Source organism: Devosia sp. LjRoot3 (genome assembly GCF_964252865.1).
In the GTDB taxonomy this organism is placed as follows: domain Bacteria; phylum Pseudomonadota; class Alphaproteobacteria; order Rhizobiales; family Devosiaceae; genus Devosia.
In genome coordinates this window covers 73,812-93,879 of record NZ_CAXUPK020000003.1, presented here as the reverse complement: position 1 = coordinate 93,879, position 20,068 = coordinate 73,812, and the positions used below count along the sequence as shown (strand labels likewise).

General features: G+C 62.9%; 18 protein-coding genes. 16 read left to right on the top strand and 2 right to left on the bottom strand.

Annotated features, from left to right (window positions below):
• Positions 1-130: 130 nt before the first annotated feature.
• The 14 genes from rsmH (at position 131) to ACSQ2A_RS11370 (ending at position 15,643) form a co-directional block, all read left to right on the top strand.
• On the top strand, positions 131-1,132 hold the full coding sequence (gene rsmH, locus ACSQ2A_RS11435) for a 16S rRNA (cytosine(1402)-N(4))-methyltransferase RsmH (RefSeq protein WP_436072346.1): 1,002 nt from the start codon (positions 131-133) through the stop codon (positions 1,130-1,132).
• Complete coding sequence (gene ftsL, locus ACSQ2A_RS11430) at positions 1,129-1,512, top strand: cell division protein FtsL (RefSeq protein ID WP_295411480.1); 384 nt, start codon at positions 1,129-1,131, stop codon at positions 1,510-1,512. Before rsmH ends, ftsL begins: the two co-directional genes overlap by 4 nt.
• Complete coding sequence (locus tag ACSQ2A_RS11425) at positions 1,509-3,245, top strand: peptidoglycan D,D-transpeptidase FtsI family protein (RefSeq protein ID WP_295411481.1); 1,737 nt, start codon at positions 1,509-1,511, stop codon at positions 3,243-3,245. The genes ftsL and ACSQ2A_RS11425 overlap by 4 nt, the downstream gene beginning before the upstream one ends.
• 3 nt (positions 3,246-3,248) lie before the next feature.
• Positions 3,249-4,691 (top strand): UDP-N-acetylmuramoyl-L-alanyl-D-glutamate--2,6-diaminopimelate ligase, encoded by a 1,443-nt coding sequence (locus ACSQ2A_RS11420; RefSeq protein WP_436072345.1) that lies wholly within the window; start codon positions 3,249-3,251, stop codon positions 4,689-4,691.
• A gap of 172 nt (positions 4,692-4,863) precedes the next feature.
• Positions 4,864-6,255: a UDP-N-acetylmuramoyl-tripeptide--D-alanyl-D-alanine ligase gene (locus ACSQ2A_RS11415; protein ID WP_436072344.1), complete on the top strand. Its 1,392-nt coding sequence runs from the start codon at positions 4,864-4,866 to the stop codon at positions 6,253-6,255.
• A gap of 171 nt (positions 6,256-6,426) precedes the next feature.
• A complete protein-coding gene (mraY, locus tag ACSQ2A_RS11410) occupies positions 6,427-7,512 on the top strand; it encodes a phospho-N-acetylmuramoyl-pentapeptide-transferase (RefSeq protein WP_436072343.1) in 1,086 nt (361 codons plus the stop codon).
• A 243-nt stretch (positions 7,513-7,755) separates the two neighbouring features.
• A complete protein-coding gene (locus tag ACSQ2A_RS11405; RefSeq protein WP_436072342.1) occupies positions 7,756-8,922 on the top strand; it encodes an FtsW/RodA/SpoVE family cell cycle protein in 1,167 nt (388 codons plus the stop codon).
• Positions 8,919-10,034: an undecaprenyldiphospho-muramoylpentapeptide beta-N-acetylglucosaminyltransferase gene (gene murG / locus ACSQ2A_RS11400; protein ID WP_436072341.1), complete on the top strand. Its 1,116-nt coding sequence runs from the start codon at positions 8,919-8,921 to the stop codon at positions 10,032-10,034. Before ACSQ2A_RS11405 ends, murG begins: the two co-directional genes overlap by 4 nt.
• A complete protein-coding gene (murC, locus tag ACSQ2A_RS11395) occupies positions 10,031-11,449 on the top strand; it encodes a UDP-N-acetylmuramate--L-alanine ligase (RefSeq protein WP_436072340.1) in 1,419 nt (472 codons plus the stop codon). Before murG ends, murC begins: the two co-directional genes overlap by 4 nt.
• A complete protein-coding gene (locus ACSQ2A_RS11390; RefSeq protein WP_436072339.1) occupies positions 11,446-12,366 on the top strand; it encodes a D-alanine--D-alanine ligase in 921 nt (306 codons plus the stop codon). Before murC ends, ACSQ2A_RS11390 begins: the two co-directional genes overlap by 4 nt.
• The gene (locus tag ACSQ2A_RS11385) at positions 12,354-13,235 is read left to right on the top strand and encodes a cell division protein FtsQ/DivIB (protein ID WP_436072338.1); all 882 of its coding nucleotides are present in this window, start codon (positions 12,354-12,356) and stop codon (positions 13,233-13,235) included. The genes ACSQ2A_RS11390 and ACSQ2A_RS11385 overlap by 13 nt, the downstream gene beginning before the upstream one ends.
• Complete coding sequence (ftsA, locus tag ACSQ2A_RS11380) at positions 13,232-14,545, top strand: cell division protein FtsA (protein ID WP_436072337.1); 1,314 nt, start codon at positions 13,232-13,234, stop codon at positions 14,543-14,545. Before ACSQ2A_RS11385 ends, ftsA begins: the two co-directional genes overlap by 4 nt.
• 29 nt (positions 14,546-14,574) lie before the next feature.
• Complete coding sequence (locus ACSQ2A_RS11375) at positions 14,575-14,958, top strand: winged helix-turn-helix transcriptional regulator (protein WP_295411490.1); 384 nt, start codon at positions 14,575-14,577, stop codon at positions 14,956-14,958.
• Between the two features lie 106 nt (positions 14,959-15,064).
• A complete protein-coding gene (locus ACSQ2A_RS11370; protein WP_436072336.1) occupies positions 15,065-15,643 on the top strand; it encodes an NADPH-dependent FMN reductase in 579 nt (192 codons plus the stop codon).
• A gap of 131 nt (positions 15,644-15,774) precedes the next feature.
• Here ACSQ2A_RS11370 and ACSQ2A_RS11365 read toward each other — a convergent pair whose 3' ends face one another.
• Both ACSQ2A_RS11365 and ACSQ2A_RS11360 read right to left on the bottom strand, forming a co-directional pair.
• The gene (locus ACSQ2A_RS11365) at positions 15,775-16,572 is read right to left on the bottom strand and encodes an aminoglycoside 6-adenylyltransferase (RefSeq protein WP_436072335.1); all 798 of its coding nucleotides are present in this window, start codon (positions 16,570-16,572) and stop codon (positions 15,775-15,777) included.
• Positions 16,573-16,626: 54 nt separating this feature from the next.
• Positions 16,627-17,088, bottom strand: a complete 462-nt coding sequence (locus ACSQ2A_RS11360; protein WP_436072334.1) for a VOC family protein — start codon at positions 17,086-17,088, stop codon at positions 16,627-16,629.
• A gap of 240 nt (positions 17,089-17,328) precedes the next feature.
• Between ACSQ2A_RS11360 and ftsZ the strand changes: the two genes are divergently transcribed.
• Positions 17,329-18,999, top strand: coding sequence for a cell division protein FtsZ (gene ftsZ / locus ACSQ2A_RS11355; RefSeq protein ID WP_295411495.1), 1,671 nt, complete (start codon positions 17,329-17,331; stop codon positions 18,997-18,999).
• Between the two features lie 111 nt (positions 19,000-19,110).
• Positions 19,111-20,067, top strand: coding sequence for a UDP-3-O-acyl-N-acetylglucosamine deacetylase (gene lpxC / locus ACSQ2A_RS11350; RefSeq protein ID WP_295411496.1), 957 nt, complete (start codon positions 19,111-19,113; stop codon positions 20,065-20,067).
• The last annotated feature ends 1 nt before the right edge of the window (position 20,068 follow it).

Below are 20,068 nucleotides of genomic sequence, written 5' to 3'. Positions count from 1 at the left end.
CCGGGCCATTTTTCCTTTGCCGCGGGCGCTGGCGGCCAATGGGAAACAGAATCTTAAGCGTCCCCATGCAATTGTCGGGAATGGTCTGCATGGTCGTTTTACTGCGGCCTGAAGTGGAGTTTTGGTCAGTATGGGCAAGCGGCACCTGCCCGAATCCCCGGTGATGAATGCGCCTCACATCCCCGTCCTCCTGGACGAGGTTGTGGCTGCATTTGCGCCGCTTGCTGGCCGGCGCGTCGTTGATGGCACTTTTGGCGCAGGCGGCTATTCGCGCGCCTTGCTCGAAGCTGGTGCTGAAGTCGTCGCCATCGACCGCGATCCCAATGTGAAGTCGCATGCCGACAAACTGGCGGCCGATTTTCCCGGTCGATTCCAGTTCGTTCCCGGCACGTTTTCTGAACTCGACACGCTTGCCGCGCCCCACGCGCCCATTCACGGCGTCGTGCTCGATATCGGCGTCAGCTCCATGCAGCTCGATGAAAGCGAGCGCGGTTTCTCCTTCATGCGCGAAGGGCCGCTCGACATGCGCATGAGCCAGTCCGGCGAAAGCGCCGCCGATCTCGTCAACAATCTCGAACAGGAAGAGCTGGCAAACCTGCTCTTTGCCTTCGGCGAAGAGCGCAAGTCGCGCCGCATCGCTCAGTTCATTGTTGCTGCCCGCGAAGCTGCCCCGATAGCGACAACGCTCGAACTCGCCCGCATCATCGAAAAAGCCATCGGCCGCAAGCCGGGTGACGCGCATCCCGCCACGCGCTCGTTCCAGGCCCTGCGCATCGCGGTCAATGGCGAGTTCGATCAGCTCGTCGAAGGCCTCTTTGCCGCCGAGCGCTTGCTGGGCGAGGGCGGTATTCTCGCTGTCGTCAGTTTCCATTCGCTCGAAGATCGCATCGTCAAACGCTTCTTCGACCCCGACAAGGGTGGCCCCGCCCAGTCGCGCCACCTGCCGCAGGTCAAGCTCGATCCGCGTCGCTGGGACCCCGTCGCCAAGGCGACCAAGCCCGGTGCTGCCGAACTCGATCGCAACCCGCGCTCTCGCTCGTCGGTCCTGCGCAGCGCCGTCCGTACCGGCATCGATGCGCGCGCAGTCTCGCATGACCAGCTCGGTGTGCCCGTTATCAGGGGGGCTGCATGATCCGGCGCCTCAATATTTTCCTGATCTGCACCAGCATCGTCATGCTGGTCGGCGTCTATATGCTGAAATTCTCCATCGAAGGCACCGCCGCCGAGCGCACTGCACTGCAGATCCATATTTCCGAGCAGGAAGACGATCTGACCACGCTCAAGGCCGATTGGGCGGTGCTCAACCAGCCCGGCTATGTCGAGCCCATCGTGCGCCGCCACGAGGCCGAACTCGGTGTCAGCCAGGTGCAGCAGAAACAGTTCGGTTCGTTTGCCGATCTGCCCATGCGCCCCGCCAAGCCCGACACGGCCGCCATGGATGCGCTGTTCCTCGCCATCGACGCAGGTGTCGATCCGATTGACGCAATTCTCGAATTGGAGGGGATCGAATGACCATCACCGCAGACGGTCTTGCCCCCACCATTTCGCTCGACGGCGTGCGCAAGGCGCGCGGCAACCTTACCCAGGCCCGCATCCGCTGGATGATCCTGGCGCTGGTCCTTGGCTTTGCCGCTGTTGGCGGGCGCCTTGTCCAGCTCGGCATGGCCGAAACCGACACCACCATCGAAGGCCAGACGCGCGACGCCATCACCGCCACTCGTCCGCCGATCCTTGATCGCAACGGTCTCGAAATGGCCGTCGATATTCGCGTGCCCTCGCTCTATGCCGAGCCGCGCCGCATCATCGATATCGAAGAGGCGGTGACAAAACTCCGCACCGTTCTGCCCGATCTTGACGAGGCCTGGCTGCGCAACCGCCTGACCGGCGATAAGGGCTTTGTCTGGCTCAGGCGCGAGCTGACCCCGGCCATCGAAGAGCAGGTCATGCGCCTCGGCATTCCGGGCATCGACTTCATCACCGAATCCAAGCGCTTCTATCCGGCCATGAACGAGGCCTCGCACGTCCTTGGCTCGACCAATGTCGACAACCAGGGCATTGCCGGCATCGAGCGCCACATGGACACCGAATCCATCGCGCTGCTGCAGGAACTGGGGCTGGCCCGCGGCAATGCGCTGACTCCGGTCGAACTCAGCATCGACATGCGTGTGCAGCACGTGCTGCACGACCAGCTTACCGACGCCATGACCCGTTATCAGGCGATCGCTGCCGCCGGCGCGATGATGGACATCTATACCGGCGAAATCGTCGCCCTGGCATCATTGCCGGATTTCAATCCGAACGACCCGGCCTCCGCGCTGGTCAAGGACACCTTCAATCGCGTCACCTCGGGCATTTTCGAGCCCGGCTCGATCTTCAAGACGGTGACGCTGGCCGGTGCGCTCGATAGCGGCATGGTCGGGATCACCGACGAGTTCGACGCCCGCTATGGCGTTCGTTTCGGCCGCTACACCATTGACGATTTCCACGGCAAGCACCGCATCCTGAGCCTGCCCGAGGTCTACAAGTACTCGTCCAATATCGGCACGATCCGCATCATGCAGGCGATGGGTAAGGACAATTATCGTGCCTTCCTGAGCCGCATGAAGTTCGATGAGCGCGTGCAGTTCGAACTACCGGAAATGCGTGTCCCTAGCGTTCCCAAGGAACTGTCCGAAGTCGGCGCCGCTACGGCATCGTTCGGGCACGGCCTTTCGGTTTCACCGCTCCATATGCTCACGGCCTATGCCGCCTTCGTCAATGGCGGCAATTACATCGCGCCGACCCTCTACAAGCGCAGCGTGGCTGACGCCGAACCCCTCTATGAGCGGGTCATCCAGCCCCAGACCAGCGCCTATATGCGCTACCTCATGCGCCTCAACGCCATCTCGACCGGCGGCTCCGGTTCGCAGATGAACAAGGCCGCACAGGGCTATCGCGTTGGCGGCAAGACCGGTACGGCCGAAAAGGTCGTCGATGGCCGCTATTCGTCCAACAAGGTCACCAACTTTTTTGCCTCGGCTTTCCCGCTCGATAACCCGCGCTATGCGCTTGTTATCATGGTGGACGAGCCAAAGGCGGAGAACCCACAGTCCGGCACCACCGCCGGCTGGAACGCCGGGACGCTGACCGGCCGGGTTGTGCAGCGTGTGGCACCCATGCTTGGTATTGCCCCGGATTTCCAGGGATTGCTTGATCAGCAGATCGTTCCGCCAGAAGTCAGGCGGATCTTTCCAGAAGGATATTGATTCGTGTCTCTTAGCGTTTCGCAACTGCTCGAAGGTTCTGGCGCCCGCCCCAAGAAGGGGTTGGGCACGGTCTTTGGCCTCAACTCGGACAGCCGTCGCATCGAGCCGGGAGATATCTTCTTCGCTCTGCCGGGCCAGAAGGTCCACGGCAATGAGTTCATCGAAGACGCCGTGCATCGCGGCGCCCTCGCTATCGTGACCGATACGGCCCCCGTGGGCGATCCCGGCGTGCCGGTGATCGTGGTCAAGGACGTGCGCGCCTCCTATGCCCGCGCTGCCTCGCGCGTGTTCGAACCGCAGCCGGAAATCTCCGTTGCCGTCACCGGCACCAATGGCAAAACCTCCGTCGCCTCCTTCGTGCGCCAGATCTGGGATCATGCCGGCGTGCCCGGCGCCAGCGTCGGCACCCTTGGCGTGCAGACCGCCACCCGCACCATCGAAGGCGCGCTGACGACCCCGGATTCGCGTACGCTGCACCAGGCGCTTCGCGCCCTCCGCGCCCAGGGTGTCGACCACGTTGCCGTCGAGGCTTCCAGCCATGGCCTCGACCAGCGCCGGCTCGATGGCATCCATTTCGAAGCCGTTGCCTTCACCAATCTCAGCCGCGACCATCTCGACTACCACAAGGACATGGACGAGTACCGCAACGCCAAGTTGCGCCTCTTCTCCGATCTCCTGGTCGATGGCGGCGCCGCCATCGTCAATGTCGACGATCCCGAATACGAGCCCTTCATGTTTGCCGCGCTCTCGGCCAACGCGACCCTGCTCACCGTCGGCCGGGAAGGGGCCTATATCGAGATCATATCGATCAAGCCCGAGGCTTACGGCCAGCGCGTGCAGATCCGCCATATCGGCGAGCTGGTGGACTTCCACCTGCACATTCCCGGCGAATTCCAGGTTTCGAACGCCCTGATCGCTGCGGCTCTCGCCATGTCTTCCGGCGTCGACAAGAACGACGCCTTTGCTGCGCTCCCCAAGCTCGTGGGCGCCGTCGGCCGCCTCGAACTCGTCGGCGAGTACAAGGGCGCTGCAATCTTCATCGACTATTCGCACAAGCCCGAAGCCCTGCGCACCGCGCTCAGCACCCTGCGTCCCTACGTCAAGGGCAAGCTCCGCGTCGTCTTCGGCTGCGGCGGCGACCGCGACAAGGGCAAGCGCCCGCAAATGGGCGCAATTGCCAGCGAACTTGCCGATGACGTCATCGTGACGGACGACAATCCGCGCACCGAAGACGCCGCTGCCATCCGCGCCCAGATCCTGGCCGAGGCAAAAGGGGCCAAGGAAATTGCCGATCGCAAGAAGGCTATCGAGTCGGCCATCAAGTCCCTGCAGAAGGGCGACGTCCTGCTCGTCGCCGGCAAGGGCCACGAAACCTACCAGATCATCGGCACCACCAAGCACCACTTCTCCGACCACGAAGTCGTCGCTGAAGCGATCAAGGGCTAACGAGACGTCCCGGCGCGCTCGACCCTTCTTCCACCTCCCCCTTGCGGGGAGGGTCGGGGAGGGGGTATGGCGCGCCCTGAACGATAGGGTGGTGGGCACCCCCTCCCATCCTCCCCCCGTCAAGGGGGAGGTGTCACATCGAGTTCGACGCGGTGCCAACGCGGAAGACGCCATGACCCAACCTCTCTACACAATCGACGCCGTCCTCGAAGCCACCGGCGGCCGCGCCGAGGGCGTCAGGGCCGACGCTATCCGCTCCATCTCCATCGATTCCCGCGAAATCGGCCCCGATGCACTCTTCGTCGCCATCAAGGGCGATCGCTTCGATGGCCACGATTTCGTCGACACCGCTCTCGCCAATGGCGCCGCAGCCGCCCTCGTCAGCCGCGGCAACGGGGCAGGGCGCATTACTGTCCCGGACGCGCTGGCCGGTCTCGTCGACCTCGCCCGCGCCGCCCGCGCCCGCAGCCGCGCCCTCATCGTCGGCGTCACCGGAAGCGTCGGCAAGACCACCACCAAGGAAGCCCTCCGCATTGTCTTCGAGGCAGCGGGCGAGACCCACGCCTCCATCAAGAGTTTCAACAACCACTGGGGCGTGCCGCTGATGCTCGCCCGTATGCCCGAGACAGCCCAGTTCGGCGTCTTCGAAATGGGCATGAACGCCCCTGACGAAATCCGCCCGCTCAGCCAGCTGGTGCGCCCCCATATCGCGGTCATCACCACCGTTGCAGCCGCACATCTCGAAAAGCTCGGGAGCCTCGAAGCCATCGCCGGCGCCAAGGCCGAAATCTTCGATGGGCTCGAACCGGGCGGCACTGCGGTCATCAATGCCGACCATCCCCAGATCGGCATCCTCCTCGAAGCCGCCCAGGCGGCAGGCGTCGGGCGCGTCGTCACCTTTGGTTTTGCCCGCGGCACCGATTGGCAGATTGTCGACGCCGAGACGGCAGGCGAGCATAGCTTTGCGACCGTTCTCAACGGCGGCGATCGCTACGCCCTCACCATTGGCGTTGCCGGCCGGCATATGCTGAGCAATGCCACCGCCGCGCTTGCTGTCGCGAGCCTTGCCGGTATCGCTCCAGAAACGGCCCTCCGCGCGCTCGCTGGCTTCGGTCCGCAGCCAGGGCGCGGCCAGCGCATCCACCTGGGGCCAAAAGAAAAACCGCTTCTCCTCATCGACGAAAGCTACAACGCCAATACCGCCTCGATGACGGCTGCCCTCGACGTCTTCGGTTCGGTCTTCGCGCCCAATGGCAAGAAGGTCGTCGTACTCGGCGACATGCTCGAATTGGGCGAAGCCGGTCCTGCCCTCCATGCGGGGCTGGCCGACACCGTGCGGGCGAGCGGTGCGGACAAGGTTTATCTCGTTGGCCCCAATATGGCGCGCCTCGCAGAAGCACTGCCTGCAGCCCTCTTTTCCCGGCATTTCACAGGCATAGAACAAGGCCTGCCGGAACTACTTGCGGCGCTTGCCTATGGTGATGCAGTTATGGTCAAAGGATCGAACGGCATTGGGCTCTCCCGCCTTGTTGCCGCCATCAAAGACAAGTTTGAACAGCGTTAAGGACCAATCGACCTTCAGCTCAGGCTGAGACGAAAATGGCGGTTTTCGAGAACCGGAGCGGAGCGTACGTTTGAGTACGTGAGCATCGGAAGCGCAGAAGACTTCCATTTGCAGGCCAGCATCAGCTGAAGGTCGATTGGTCTTGCCGCCCAAGCAGGACTTTAAGAGAGCATGCTCTATTTTCTCGGCCAGTTGGGTGACTCCCTCGCCGCGTTCAACGTCTTCCGCTACATCACCTTCCGTACCGCGGGAGCCGTGATTACGGCGCTGTTCTTCGTCTTCATGTTCGGCCCCGGCATGATCGCGCTTCTGCGCCTCAAGCAGGGCAGGGGCCAGCCGATCCGCGAAGACGGTCCGCAGACCCACCTTCTCACCAAGAAGGGCACGCCCACCATGGGCGGTCTGATGATCCTATCAGGCGCGGTCTTTTCGATCCTGCTCTGGTCAAACCTGAGCAATGGCTATGTCTGGGTGGTGCTTTTCGTCACCATCGGTTTTGGCGCCATCGGCTTTTACGACGACTACCTCAAGGTCAAGCGTATGAGCCACAAGGGGTTTGGCTCGAAACAGCGCCTGCTCCTCGAAGCCGCCATCGGCTGCATCGCCGCCTTCGCCATTTCCCAGCTCGCTGCCGGCTCCTACGGCACCTCTCTGCTCTTCCCCTTCGTGAAAGATCTGGCCGTAAACCTCGGCTATTTCTACATCCTTTTCGGCGGCTTCGTCGTCGTTGCGGCCGGTAACTCGGTCAATCTCACCGACGGTCTCGATGGCCTAGCCATCGTCCCGGTCATGGTCGCCGCCGCCTGCTTCGGCTTCATCGCCTATCTCGTCGGCAGCGTGAACTATGCTGACTACCTGCTCCTCAACAACGTGCCCGGTACCGCCGAACTCGCCGTCGTCTGCGGCGCGCTGATTGGTGCCGGCCTCGGTTTCCTCTGGTTCAACGCCCCTCCGGCCCAGATTTTCATGGGCGACACCGGCTCCCTGGCCCTTGGCGGCGCCCTCGGCACCATCGCCGTTGCCACCAAGCACGAAATCGTCCTCGCCATCATCGGCGGCCTGTTCGTGCTCGAAACCGTCTCGGTGATCGTCCAGGTGGCGTCGTTCCGCCTGACCGGCAAACGCGTCTTCCGAATGGCGCCCATCCACCACCATTTCGAGCACCTCGGCTGGACCGAAAGCCAGGTGGTCATACGGTTCTGGATTATCTCCTTCGTCCTCGCGCTGATCGGCCTTTCGAGCCTGAAGCTGCGCTAAGACACGACGCACGTTCTCCCCATCCCATCGTCATTGCCAGGCTTGTCCCGGCAATCCATCTCGCCTCCGCATGGACCACCGGGACAAGCCCGGTGGTGACGATAACTGGGGCAATTTTCCAGCCACAAAACTCACACAGGCTTTCCGGCGCCTGACTCGCAAAACGCGAAATCCCTTACCAAATCGGTAACCACCACTCGGTACAATCCAATACAGTTTGTATCGAGTAGCCGGCCCAGCCACATGATGTTCTCCCGCGCCGAAAAAACGCCCCTCGCCGAATGGTGGTGGTCGATTGACCGCGAATTGCTTTCAGGCCTGATCTTGCTCCTCATTTGCGGCATGGTCCTCAGCCTCGCCGCCAGCCCGCCGGTCGCCGAGCGCATCGGGCTCAACGAGTGGCATTTCGTCATTCGCCACGCCATGTTTTGCGCGCTTGCTGTTCCGGTCATGCTGGCCACTTCGCTTCTCAGCCATCGGCAAGCCCGTTTCGCTGCCCTCGGCACGCTCATCGTCATGACGATCCTCCTTTGGGCCACGCTCCGCTTCGGCACCGAAGTGAAGGGCGCCCGCCGCTGGATGTCCTTTGCCGGCCAATCCGTGCAGCCATCGGAATTCGTAAAGCCCGCCTTCGCCGTCATCGGCGCGTGGCTCTTTTCCGAATACATGATCCACCGCAACGTGCCCGGCCGTCTGATCGCCACGGCGCTCATGCTGGTCATCGTCGCGGGCCTCTTGCTCCAGCCCGACATCGGCCAGACAGCACTGATCCTCGCCACCTGGGCCGTGCTGCTGTTCCTCTCCGGCATTTCCTGGTGGATCATCATTGGCCTCGCCGGCGCTGCCGGTGGCCTGCTCGTCGGCGCTTATGCCTTCTTCCCGCACTTCGCGCGCCGCATCGATACCTTCCTCAACCCCGAAGGCGGCGGCAATACCTACCAGATCGACCGCGCCCTGCAGTCGCTCGCCGAGGGCGGCTGGTTCGGCCGGGGGCCGGGCGAGTCGATGGCCAAGAAGCTCATCCCCGACGCCCATGCCGACTATGTTTTCTCCGCCGCTGCCGGCGAATACGGCATCCTGTTCTGCATGGCCTTGGTCGGCCTCATCGCCTTCATCGTACTCCGCGCCATGATGGGTGCGCAGCGCCAGCAAAGCCTTTTTGCCCGCCTTGCCGCTTCCACAATCGCCATCCAGTTTGCCATGCAGTCGGGCATCAACCTCGCGGTGAATCTCAACCTGATTCCCCCCAAGGGCATGACGCTGCCATTCGTGTCCTATGGTGGCACGTCCATGCTTGCCGTTGCCTTCGGCATGGGGTTGATGCTGGCCATGACAAGAACAAAGCCAGAGGAACGCATGACCACCGGCATCCCATCCTATCGCAGCGCCGTGGTCGCTCCCGCCGAATGAAGACTTTTGTACTCATGGCCGGCGGTACCGGCGGCCATCTCTTCCCTGCCATGGCTCTCGCGCAGGAGCTGATCCGCCGCGGCCATGCCGTCGAGCTGATGACCGACCATCGCGTTGAAGGCTACGGCCAGGATTTCCCGGCCCGTCGCATCCACATGGTCCCCTCGGCCACGCCGAGCCTCACCAATCCCTTCAAGTTCGCCGGTGCCAGTTTTACGATTGCCAAGGGCGTCGCCAAATCCTTCGGCATCCTGCGCGCGCTGCGGCCGGACGCAGTCATCGGCTTCGGTGGCTATCCGACCTTCCCGCCCTTCATTGCGGCCAGCCTCCTCAGCGTGCCCGGCATTCTCCACGAACAAAACGCCGTCATGGGCCGCGCCAACCGCGCCCTCAGCCGCTTTGCCGACGTACTCGCCCTGAGCTTTGCCAAGACCCGCTTCGCCGATGATCAGGGCCTCGAAAAAGTCCTCACCGGCAATCCCGTCCGCGACCGCGTTCGCGCCATCGCCGCCAGTCCCTTTCCCGAGCTTTCCGCAACCAGCCCGATCAATCTCGTCGTCTTCGGCGGCAGCCAGGGCGCCCGGGCCATTTCGGATATCGTGCCCGAAGCCATCTCGCTTCTGCCCGATACCCTGCGCTCGCGCCTCCGCATCGTGCAGCAGGTCCGCCAGGAAGACCTCGATCGCGTGACGAAAACCTATCGCCAGTCGCGCACCAGCGTCGAACTCGCGCCCTTCTTCACCGATCTGCCCGAGCGCATCGCGCAAGGCCATCTGGTCATCGGCCGCTCCGGCGCCTCGACCATTGCCGAACTGACCGTCATCGGCCGCCCCTCTATCCTCATCCCGCTGCCTGGCGCGCTCGATGCCGACCAGAAGAACAATGCTCTTGTGGTTGAAGCGGGCGGCGGCGGCTGGGTGATGGAACAGGCCGCGCTTTCGCCGCAATCGCTTGCCACTCGCCTCGAAGCACTGTTTACCGACCCCACTAGCCTCGCCAAGGCAGCCAAGGCCGCGCAAGCCCTTGGTCAGCCCCGCGCCGTTGAAAAGCTCGCCGACCTCGCTGAAAGCCTGGCCGGCCAGGGCACAAACACACTGGAATCCGCCTCATGAAAATGCCCCGCAATATCGGCCCGGTCCACTTCATCGGCATCGGCGGCATCGGCATGAGCGGCATCGCCGAAATCCTGCACAACCAGGGTTATACGGTCCAGGGCTCCGACGCCTCGCTCAATCCCAATGTCCAGCGCCTGCGCGACATGGGCATCAAGGTCGAGATCGGCCAGAGCGGTGACAACCTCGGCAAGGCCGAAGTCGTCGTCGTCTCCTCGGCGATTAAGAAAGACAATCCCGAACTGGTCGCGGCCCGCGCCCGCGCGCTGCCCATCGTGCGTCGCGCCGAAATGCTGGCCGAGATCATGCGCTTCAAGACCGCCATCGCCATCGGCGGCACCCACGGCAAGACCACGACGACCACGTTGGTCGCGACGCTCCTCGACGCCGGCAATCTCGACCCCACCGTCATCAATGGCGGCATCATCAATGCCTACGGCACCAATGCGCGCCTCGGGGCAGGGGAATGGATGGTCGTGGAAGCGGACGAGTCCGACGGCACGTTCATCAAGCTGCCGGCCGACGTTGCTGTCGTTACCAATATCGACCCCGAACACCTCGACCATTACGGCGACTTCGAAGGCGTGAAAAAGGCCTTCCACCAATTCGTCGAAAACGTTCCCTTCTACGGCTTTGCCGTCATGTGCCTCGATCACCCCGAGGTGCAATCGCTGGTCGGTGAAATCCGCGACCGCCGCGTCATCACCTATGGCCGCAACCCGCAGGCCGACGTGCGCCTCCTCGATATCGAGAACCGCGACGGCGTGCAGCATTTCTCCGTCGAAATCCGCGACCGCATCCGCCAGACGCAGCTCCGCATCGACGGCCTCGAACTGCCCATGCCCGGCATCCACAACGCTCTCAACGCCACTGCCGCCATCGCCGTGGCCGATCAGCTCCACGTTCCCGCCGAAGCCATCCGCAAGGGCCTGAAAGGCTTCACCGGCGTCAAGCGCCGCTTCACCAAGACCGGCGAAGTCGGTGGGGTCACCGTCATCGACGACTATGGTCACCACCCGGTCGAAATCGCCGCCGTGCTCAAGGCCGCGCGCCAATCCGCCCGCCGCGATGTCGTCGCCGTGGTCCAGCCGCACCGCTTCTCCCGCGTGCACGACCTCTTCGACGACTTCGCCGCCTGCTTCAACGATGCCGACACCGTAGTCGTCGCCCCGATCTACGCCGCTGGCGAACAGCCGCTGCCGGGCGTGACCCACGAAGAACTGGTCAACCGCATCCGCGCCCGCGGCCATCGCGACGCCCGCGTGCTGAACAAGCCCGAAGATCTCGCCGCACTGATCGCCTCGCGTGTCGAAGATGGCGACTACGTCGTCTGCCTCGGCGCCGGCAACATCACCCAATGGGCCGCCGCCTTGCCAGGTGAACTTGGCGCACTCATCGGCGAGGAAACGAAATGACCAAGCACGTCGCCGTCCTCATGGGTGGATGGAACAATGAGCGTCCCGTTTCCCTCCGCACCGGCGCCGGCTGCGCCGCCGCACTGCGTCAGGCCGGCTATCAGGTAACCGAAGTCGATGTCGGCCGCGACGTCGTCCAGGTTCTTGCCGCCCTGAAACCCGACGTAGCCTTCAACGCTCTCCATGGCCCCTTCGGCGAGGGCGGCTATATCCAGGGCGTGCTCGAACTCCTCGAAATCCCCTATACCCATTCGGGCGTGCTGGCCTCTGCCCTCGCCATGAACAAGCACCAGGCCAAAATCCTCTTCAAGGCGGCTGGCATCCCGGTCACCGATCACGTCATCGTCTCTCGCGCCGAAGCCGCCCGCGCGCACGTCATGGCGCCGCCCTACGTGATCAAGCCGATCGCCGACGGCTCCAGCTTCGGCGTCTTCATCGTCAAGGCCGAAACCAGCCACCCGCCGCAGGAACTGCTGCGCGAGGATTGGACTTCGGGCGAAGAAATGATGGTGGAACGTTTCATTCCCGGCCGCGAACTCACCTGCGCCGTCATGGGTGACGTGGCCCTTGGCGTCACCGAAATCGTCACCGACCGAACCTTCTTCAACTACGAGGCCAAGTACAGCGAAGGTGGCGCCGTCCACGTTCTGCCCGCTCAGTTGAAACCGAAAATTTACGACAAAGTGCAACAATTCAGTCTAGCCGCCCATGCGGCACTCGGCTGTCGCGGACTGACGCGGTGCGATTTCCGCTACAATGATGCGGCAGGCGAGGATGGTGAACTGGTACTCCTCGAAATCAACACCCAGCCGGGTATGACCGAGGTGTCTCTGGCGCCCGAACAGGCTGCTCATGCGGGCCACTCCTATTCGGAGCTATGTGCCTGGCTGGTGGAGGATGCGAGTTGCAACAGGTAAAGAGCGAGGCATTTTTCGCCGGGGCCCGTCCCGTCGATCCCCGCACACTACCTGTTCCCGCACGCCGCTCCCCCCTGCAGCGCGTCAATAACCGTTTCAATCGCGCCTTCGTCCTTCATGGCGCTGCCATTCGTCGCTCCTTCCTGGTTGCCGGCCTGCTGGCTGGCGCCACGGCGGTCTATGCTGCCCATGAGCCCATCGGCACCGGCATCGGCGCGCTCTCGACCCTGGCCCAGGGCGGTTTTGCCGAAGCTGGCCTCTCGGTTGGCGAGATTTCCATTTCCGGCCAGACCCTGACCTCCGAACAGGCGATCTTCGACGCCCTCGGCATTCAGCCCGATACGTCAACGCTGGCCTTCGACGTCGAGGCGGCGCGCGAGCGCATCTCCGAGCTTCCGGCCATCGACACCGTCACCGTCCGCAAGACCTATCCGGCTGATGTCTCGGTTGCCGTAACCGAACACGTGCCCGTCGCGCGCTGGCGCGTCGACGGCATCACCTTCGTGATCGATTCTACCGGCGCACAGATCGGCGAAGATAGCGGCGCCTATGGCGATCTGCCGCTCGTCATCGGCGATGGCGCTGCCGACGATGCCCTCGTCATGATCCGTGCCCTCGGCCACGTCCCGCAATTGCAGGACGGTCTCGTCGCCCTGTCCCGCATCGCCGACCGGCGCTGGGACATGATCTATGAGACCGGCCTCCGCATCCAGCTTCCCGAGCAGGGCGTCGCCCAGGCGCTCGTAAAACTCGCCGCTTACCAATCCGAATATCAACTGCTCCAGCGCGACCTCGACGTCATCGACCTGCGGGTCGATAGCGTCGTTGCCGTTCGGCCGACCAAACGCGAAGACCCCAAAAAATCATGATGACCGATGCGATGACATCTCGGTTGCGGCCCGTTCAGCTCGGCAAGGCTACCCTTGTCGCGGTGCTCGATATTGGCTCGACCAAGATCTGCTGCGTCATCGCCCGCCTCGTGCCCCGCGCCGAAGGCAAATCCCTGCGCGGCCGCTCGCACCAGGCTGAAGTGATCGGTTTTGGTTACGGGCCGTCCTCGGGCGTCAAAAGCGGTGTTGTCACCGACATCGAAAAGGCCGAACAGGCCATCCGCAATGTCGTCGGCATGGCCGAGCGCGCCGCTGGCCTGACGCTTGAATCGGTCCTGGTCAACGTCACCGCCGGCCGCCTCGGCTCGGAGACCTTTTCCGCCGCCGTCTCGCTCGATGGCCAGGAAGTCGAGAAGACCGACATCGTCCGTGTGCTGAAGGCCGTCAATTCGCGTTCCGTGCGCCCCGAACGCTCCATCATCCACGCGCTACCGATCGGTTACGCCTTGGACGGCCAGAAGGGCATTCGCGATCCCAAGGGCATGGTCGGCGAAAAGCTCGGCGTCGATGTCGCCGTGATCTCCGCCGAGACCCTCGCCATGCGCAATCTCGAACTGGTGCTGCACCGCTGCCACCTGCAGATCGAAGCGCTTGTTGCCACGCCCTATGCCTCGGGCCTCGCCAGCCTCGTTGACGACGAAGCCCAGCTCGGCGTCGCCTGTCTCGATTTCGGCGGTGCCACCACCACCGTTTCCGTCTTCAACGACGGCCACCTCGTCTATGCCGATGCCATCGCCATTGGCGGTCATCACCTGACCCTCGACATCGCCCGCCAGCTTTCGGTGAGCGTGTCCGATGCCGAGCGCCTGAAAACCCTTTATGGTTCCGTGCTGCCCGGTCAGGCCGACGAGCGCGACATGATCGCCATTCAGCCGGTCGGCGCCGCGCTCGACGAAGCGCCGGGGCAGGTGGCTCGTTCGGTCCTCACCCGCATCATGCGCCCTCGCATCGAAGAAATTCTCACCGCCATTCGCGATCGCATGCAGGCCACCGGCATGATGGATATCTGCGGCCGCCGCTTCGTCCTCACTGGCGGGGGCAGCGAGCTCACCGGCCTGCCGGAAGTTGCCCGCCGCACTCTGGCGCGAAACGTCCGCAACGGCCGCCCCATGGGCATTGCCGGCCTGCCTGAGATCGCCAAGAGCGCTGCCTTCTCGACCGTCGCCGGCATGCTGGTCTATCCGCAGGTCTGCGCCCAGGAATATGTGGAGCCGCGCAACTCCCGTCGCCTCATCGGCACCGACGGCTACCTCGCCCGCGTCGGCAACTGGCTGCGTCACAGCTTTTAATCGTCCTCGGCGGCACCTAGATTGCTGCCATGAGCAAACACATCTTCAAGGATCGGGCCGCCCACGTGCCCGATTTCTGCCGCCCGACCGTGGACGTCATCGCCCAGTTCAGCGGCAAGTGGTCCATATTTGTCATGGGAAACCTGAATGGCGGTCCCCGCCGGTTTTCCGAGCTGGAAGAGTCGATCCCCGGCATATCCCAGCGCATGCTTACCCTGACCTTGCGTACACTTGAGCGCGATGGCCTCGTTTCCCGGGAGGTCACGCCGTCGATTCCGCCGCGGGTGGATTACGAACTCACCGCGCGCGGCCGCAGTGCACTGGCGCCGCTTACTGCGCTCCATCTCTGGGCCGAGGAACACAGCGACGGGATCGAGGCGTCACGTCGCGCCTTCGATGATCGGAACGTGTAACCGGCGTACATTTTTGTTCGTTCCGAACAAAAATCTCCCGATCTTGAGAGGTCCATGGGGCAGGGACCATTTCCGGTCTGGTTATTTCACCAGTCAGGAATTCACTATGACCACCAAGCCCCGCATCGGCATTGTCATCAGCACGACGCGTGCTGCCCGCTTTGCCGACAAGCCGACCCATTGGCTCAAAGCCATTGCCGAGGCGCGCGATGACATCGAGGTCGAAATTGTCGACCTGCGCGATTATCCCATGCCGTTTTTCGAAGAAGCGTCGTCTCCGGGCTATGCTCCGGTCAATCACCCCGTGGCGCAGGCCTGGGCCAAGACCATGGCCGCGCTTGATGGCTACATCTTCATCACGGCCGAATACAATCACTCGATCTCCGGCGTGCTCAAGAATGCCCTCGACCACGCCTATCCTGAATATTCCAAGAAGCCCGCGGCCTTCCTCGGCTATGGCGGCGTCGGCGGCGCCCGCGCCGTTCAGCAGCTCCGCCTGATCCTCGCCGAGCTACAGGTCGCCACCCTCAAGTTCGCCGTCCATATCAACGCCAACGAAATGCTGCCGCTGATGAAGGACGAAAAGGATTTTGGCGATTTCCCCTATCTCGCCGATGCCGCCAAGCTCATGCTCGATGACCTCGCCTGGTGGGCTGGCGCATTGAAGACCGCTCGGGCGGCCTGATCTTCTGTACACCTCCCACGGTGTCATTCCCGCGAAAGCGGGAATCCCTGTTTCGAAACAGAGATCTCGCTTTCACGGGGATGACACGGTGGAAATAGAACGGGCAGCAAGAGGAGGGGCCTGTCGTGGCCTCACCAGTCCGCCTCTACTCCAAGCTTCTCCTCCAACACCCTGCGTGTCGCCGCCTCGAACGCCTCCGGCCATTCGACGCCCAGCCTTTCAGCCATCGCCTTTGCCCGCGGCATGAATACCCGCGCCACCGCCAGATGGGCTTCGATCACCGCATTTGCCGTGGCGTTCGGAAAGGGCAGGTCGCTCATGATTTTGATCTGCTCGGCCGGCAAGAGCTTGGACATGTGCAGGATGCCGCCGGTATCGGGGTCGCTGACATCCTGCATGAAAAGGTCGGCCAACAGCCCCCGAAGCAGCCCGTTGCCCATCACGGCCGTCAGATATTCCCCACGCCCCATCGCTACCGGCGTCAACCCAAGGATACGGATGAATTCGTTGATCTGATAACGCAGCGCGTGCGGATTGGGCGTTTTGAGGGGCAGGGTGGCCGGTAGGCCATCATAAATGCCGTCTCGGTCGATCAACGGCCTGACCGTGTTCTTGGCGCGCTGTCCGACATGGCCCGGCTCGACCATATAGAGATCGCAGCGCAGCCAGTCCTCGGTCACCGCATTGATCAGAAATCCGCCGCGCTCCAGCTCGTTCCAGTAGACCACAGGCGCCAGCGCGTTCAGTGCCTTGTGCCAGCGATCCGCAACACCGCGCTGGTCGTCCTTGCCGACAACAGCCAACAGGTCGACATCGCTCCATTCGTCGTCCGACCCACGCCCAAAACTGCCGGAAAGAAAGAGGCCGCGTACGGCCTCGTCATCTGCAAGCGCGGTTTTTGCCGCGGCGATAATGTCTTGCTGGTTCATGTTGTCCTCCGCAGAGGAGCCTAGCCACACCCCTGCCCATTGGCCAGTTCCGCCTCAGCCGCCGGCATAGGCCTTCTGGAGGTCCGCCAGGATCAGCTTCTTCATGCCCATCATCGCCTGCATGGCGCGTGCCGCGCCGGCCTTGTCGGGGCCGAATACGGTGTCGCGGAACTGCTTTGGCACCACCTGCCAGGAGAAGCCGAACTTGTCCTTGCACCAGCCGCACATGCTCTCTTCGCCGCCATTGTCGACGAAGGTGTTCCAGTAATGGTCCACCTCCTCCTGACCGTCACACTCGATCATTATGCTGACGGCCTCGGTGAAGGGGAATCGCGGGCCACCGTTAAGCAGGAAGATCTGCTGGCCCGCCAGCTCGATTACGGCGGTGAAGGCCGCAGAATCAGGGGAATTGCGTACGAGCTCGATCACCTTCGAATCCTTGAAAGTGGTCGTGTAGAACTTGATTGCCTCGTCGATACGGTCATCGAACCACAGGCAGGGCGTCAGCTTGGTCATCACATTCTCCTCTCTTAATAAATAACCAAAAGGCTATATGCATATTTGGTTATGAAATAAAACCCCGGCTGTCAAGCGGGTTTGCGGGTGCTCTTGCGGTTAATAGGGCATGAACGGGTAACCATGTTGTCTCGCAATTTGCGTAGAAGTTAACGCGGTTGGGACAATTGTTAGGCTCTGGTTAACGAATTGGCGGGTAAATCTTTACCTAACCACGCCACCTATGGGGCCAAGCCATAAATGACCATCAATCTCACGATCCCCGATATCCAGGAACTCAAGCCCCGCATTACCGTCTTTGGTGCCGGTGGCGCCGGGGGTAACGCCGTCAACAACATGATCGAGTCCGGTCTTAGCGGCGTCGATTTCGTGGTGGCGAATACGGACGCCCAGGCCCTGGCCCTCTCGAAGGCCCAGCGCATCATTCAGCTCGGTGTCGGCGTCACCGAAGGCCTCGGCGCAGGTTCGCACCCGGAAGTGGGTCGCGCAGCAGCCGAAGAAAGCTGGGATGAGATCAACGACCATCTCTCCGGCTCGCACATGGTCTTCATCACCGCCGGCATGGGTGGTGGCACCGGTACCGGTTCTGCTCCGGTTATTGCCCGCGCCGCTCGCGAGCAGGGCATTCTGACGGTTGGCGTGGTCACCAAGCCGTTCAATTTCGAAGGCAACCGCCGCATGCGTCTGGCCGAAGATGGCATCGACGAGCTGCACCGCCATGTCGATACGCTCATCGTCATCCCGAACCAGAACCTCTTCCGCGTTGCCAACGAGAAGACCACCTTCGCCGACGCTTTCGCGATGGCTGACCAGGTGCTGTTCTCCGGCGTTGCCTGTATCACTGACCTGATGGTCAAAGAGGGCCTGATCAACCTCGACTTCGCCGACGTCCGCGCCGTCATGCGTGGCATGGGCAAGGCGATGATGGGTACCGGTGAAGCCTCCGGCGAAGATCGTGCCCGCCACGCCGCCGAAGCTGCCATTGCCAATCCGCTCCTCGACGATGTCTCGATGCAGGGTGCCCGTGGCCTCCTCATCTCCATCACCGGCGGTCCCGACCTCACCCTCTACGAAGTCGATGAAGCTGCGAGCCGCATCCGTGAGGAAGTCGACTCCGACGCCAACATCATCCTCGGCGCTACGTACGATCCGGACCTCACCGGCACCATCCGCGTGTCCGTCGTTGCCACCGGCACCGATGCCACCATGGTCCAGGCTCTCGAGCCGGCAAAGCCGCATGCTTCGCGCACGCCGCTGGCAGTTCGCCGCCACGTGCCGGTCGAAACGACCCGCGCTGCTGCTCCGGCACCCGAGCCGACTGCCGAACTGATCGAAGACATCGGTTTCGAAGTCGAATCAGCCGTTGCCCAGGCTTTCGCTGCCGAACGACCCGCTGCCGCTCCCCAGCAGCAGTACATGGAAGACGACGGCATCGTCGTTGAGCCCTACGTCCCCGCTGCTGAAATGCATGCGGAGCCGGAAGAGGCTCCCATGGTTGAAGAAAAGCCGGTTCCGAGCGTCTACGTGCCCTCGCACGCAGCCCGTCCCGATGGCTATCGCCGCATGCCGCGCACCGAGGAGCTTCCGGTTGTTGCACGGCAGTCACAGCAGGCGCAGGATCGTCATGCCGAAGAGCCGCGCAATGCCCGCGCTCTCTTCAAGCGCCTTGCCTCCAATGTGGGTCTGAACCTGGGTCAGCCGCAGTCCGAACCGCGTCGCGAACCGGCCTCCAGCATGGCTGATGACGCCGCTGCCCGCAGTGCAATTGAAGCAGGCGGCGCAAGGACTTCCCGCGTTCCGCCGGCCGCCGAAGGCGCTCGTGGCAACCTCGACAATCAGGGTCGCAGCCAGCCGGCCGCTCCCCAGAAGGACAGCCTCGAAATTCCGGCTTTCCTCCGCAAGCACGGTTAAAGTCTCTTAAAGAGAACTCTGTAAACGTTACTCGGCGCGGCTTCCGCGCCGAGTTTTTTTTGGCTAACAGTTGCGCGAGCGTGAGACCCTTGGGGGTGGAGTAAGTAAAGTATGAAAAAAATGTCCACACGCCAGCGCACGCTTTCCGGCGAAGTCACTTTCTCTGGATACGGCGTGCACTCTGCTGCGCCTGTTAATCTCACGATCAGCCCGGCTCCGGCCGATAGTGGCTTCCTCATTCGCCGGGATCTGGGCGAGGGCCGTATTACCCAGCCCGTTTCCGTGCATTTCTCGCGCGTCAGCCGCACGACCCTGTGCACCACGCTCGACCTCGGCGACAGCGTCAGCGTCGCGACTGTCGAGCACGTCACCTCCGCGCTGTCCGGCATGGGCGTCGATAACGCGCTCATCACCGTCGACGGCCCGGAATGCCCCATTCTCGATGGCAGCGCGCATCCTTTTGCTGCCGCCATCATGGAGATCGGCCTCGAATCCCAGCCGGCTCCGCGCAAATTCCTGAAGATCATTCGCGCCGTCACCGTGCGCAACAATGACGCTTTCGCCGCGCTTGAGCCCTATAACGGCCGCGCGCTCGACCTCGAGATCGACTTCGACTCCAAGGTCATCGGCCGCCAGCGCATGATTTTCGACTGGACGCCGCGCCGTTATCTCGACGACGTTTCCCGCGCCCGCACCTTTGGCTTTGCCCGCGATGCCAAGGCACTGCGCCAGGCCGGCTACGCGCTCGGCTCCAGCCTCGATAATTCGATCACGGTCGATGAAGACCGCGTGCTCAATCCGAACGGCCTGCGCTACGAAGATGAATTCGTGCGCCACAAGCTGCTCGACGCCATTGGCGATCTGTCGCTTGGTGGCCTGCCCATCTGGGGCCGCTTCCGGTCCTACAAGGGCGGACATGCGCTCAATGCCCATGTCCTGGCCGGTCTCTTTGCCAGCGAAGCCAATTATGAGATAGTCAACGCCGAGGATCTGCCGCTGGAAGTCGAGGCTTTCGACGACCACCCGGAAGGTTTGGGCGTTCGCCACTATCTTCGGTCTGTGCGCTGAC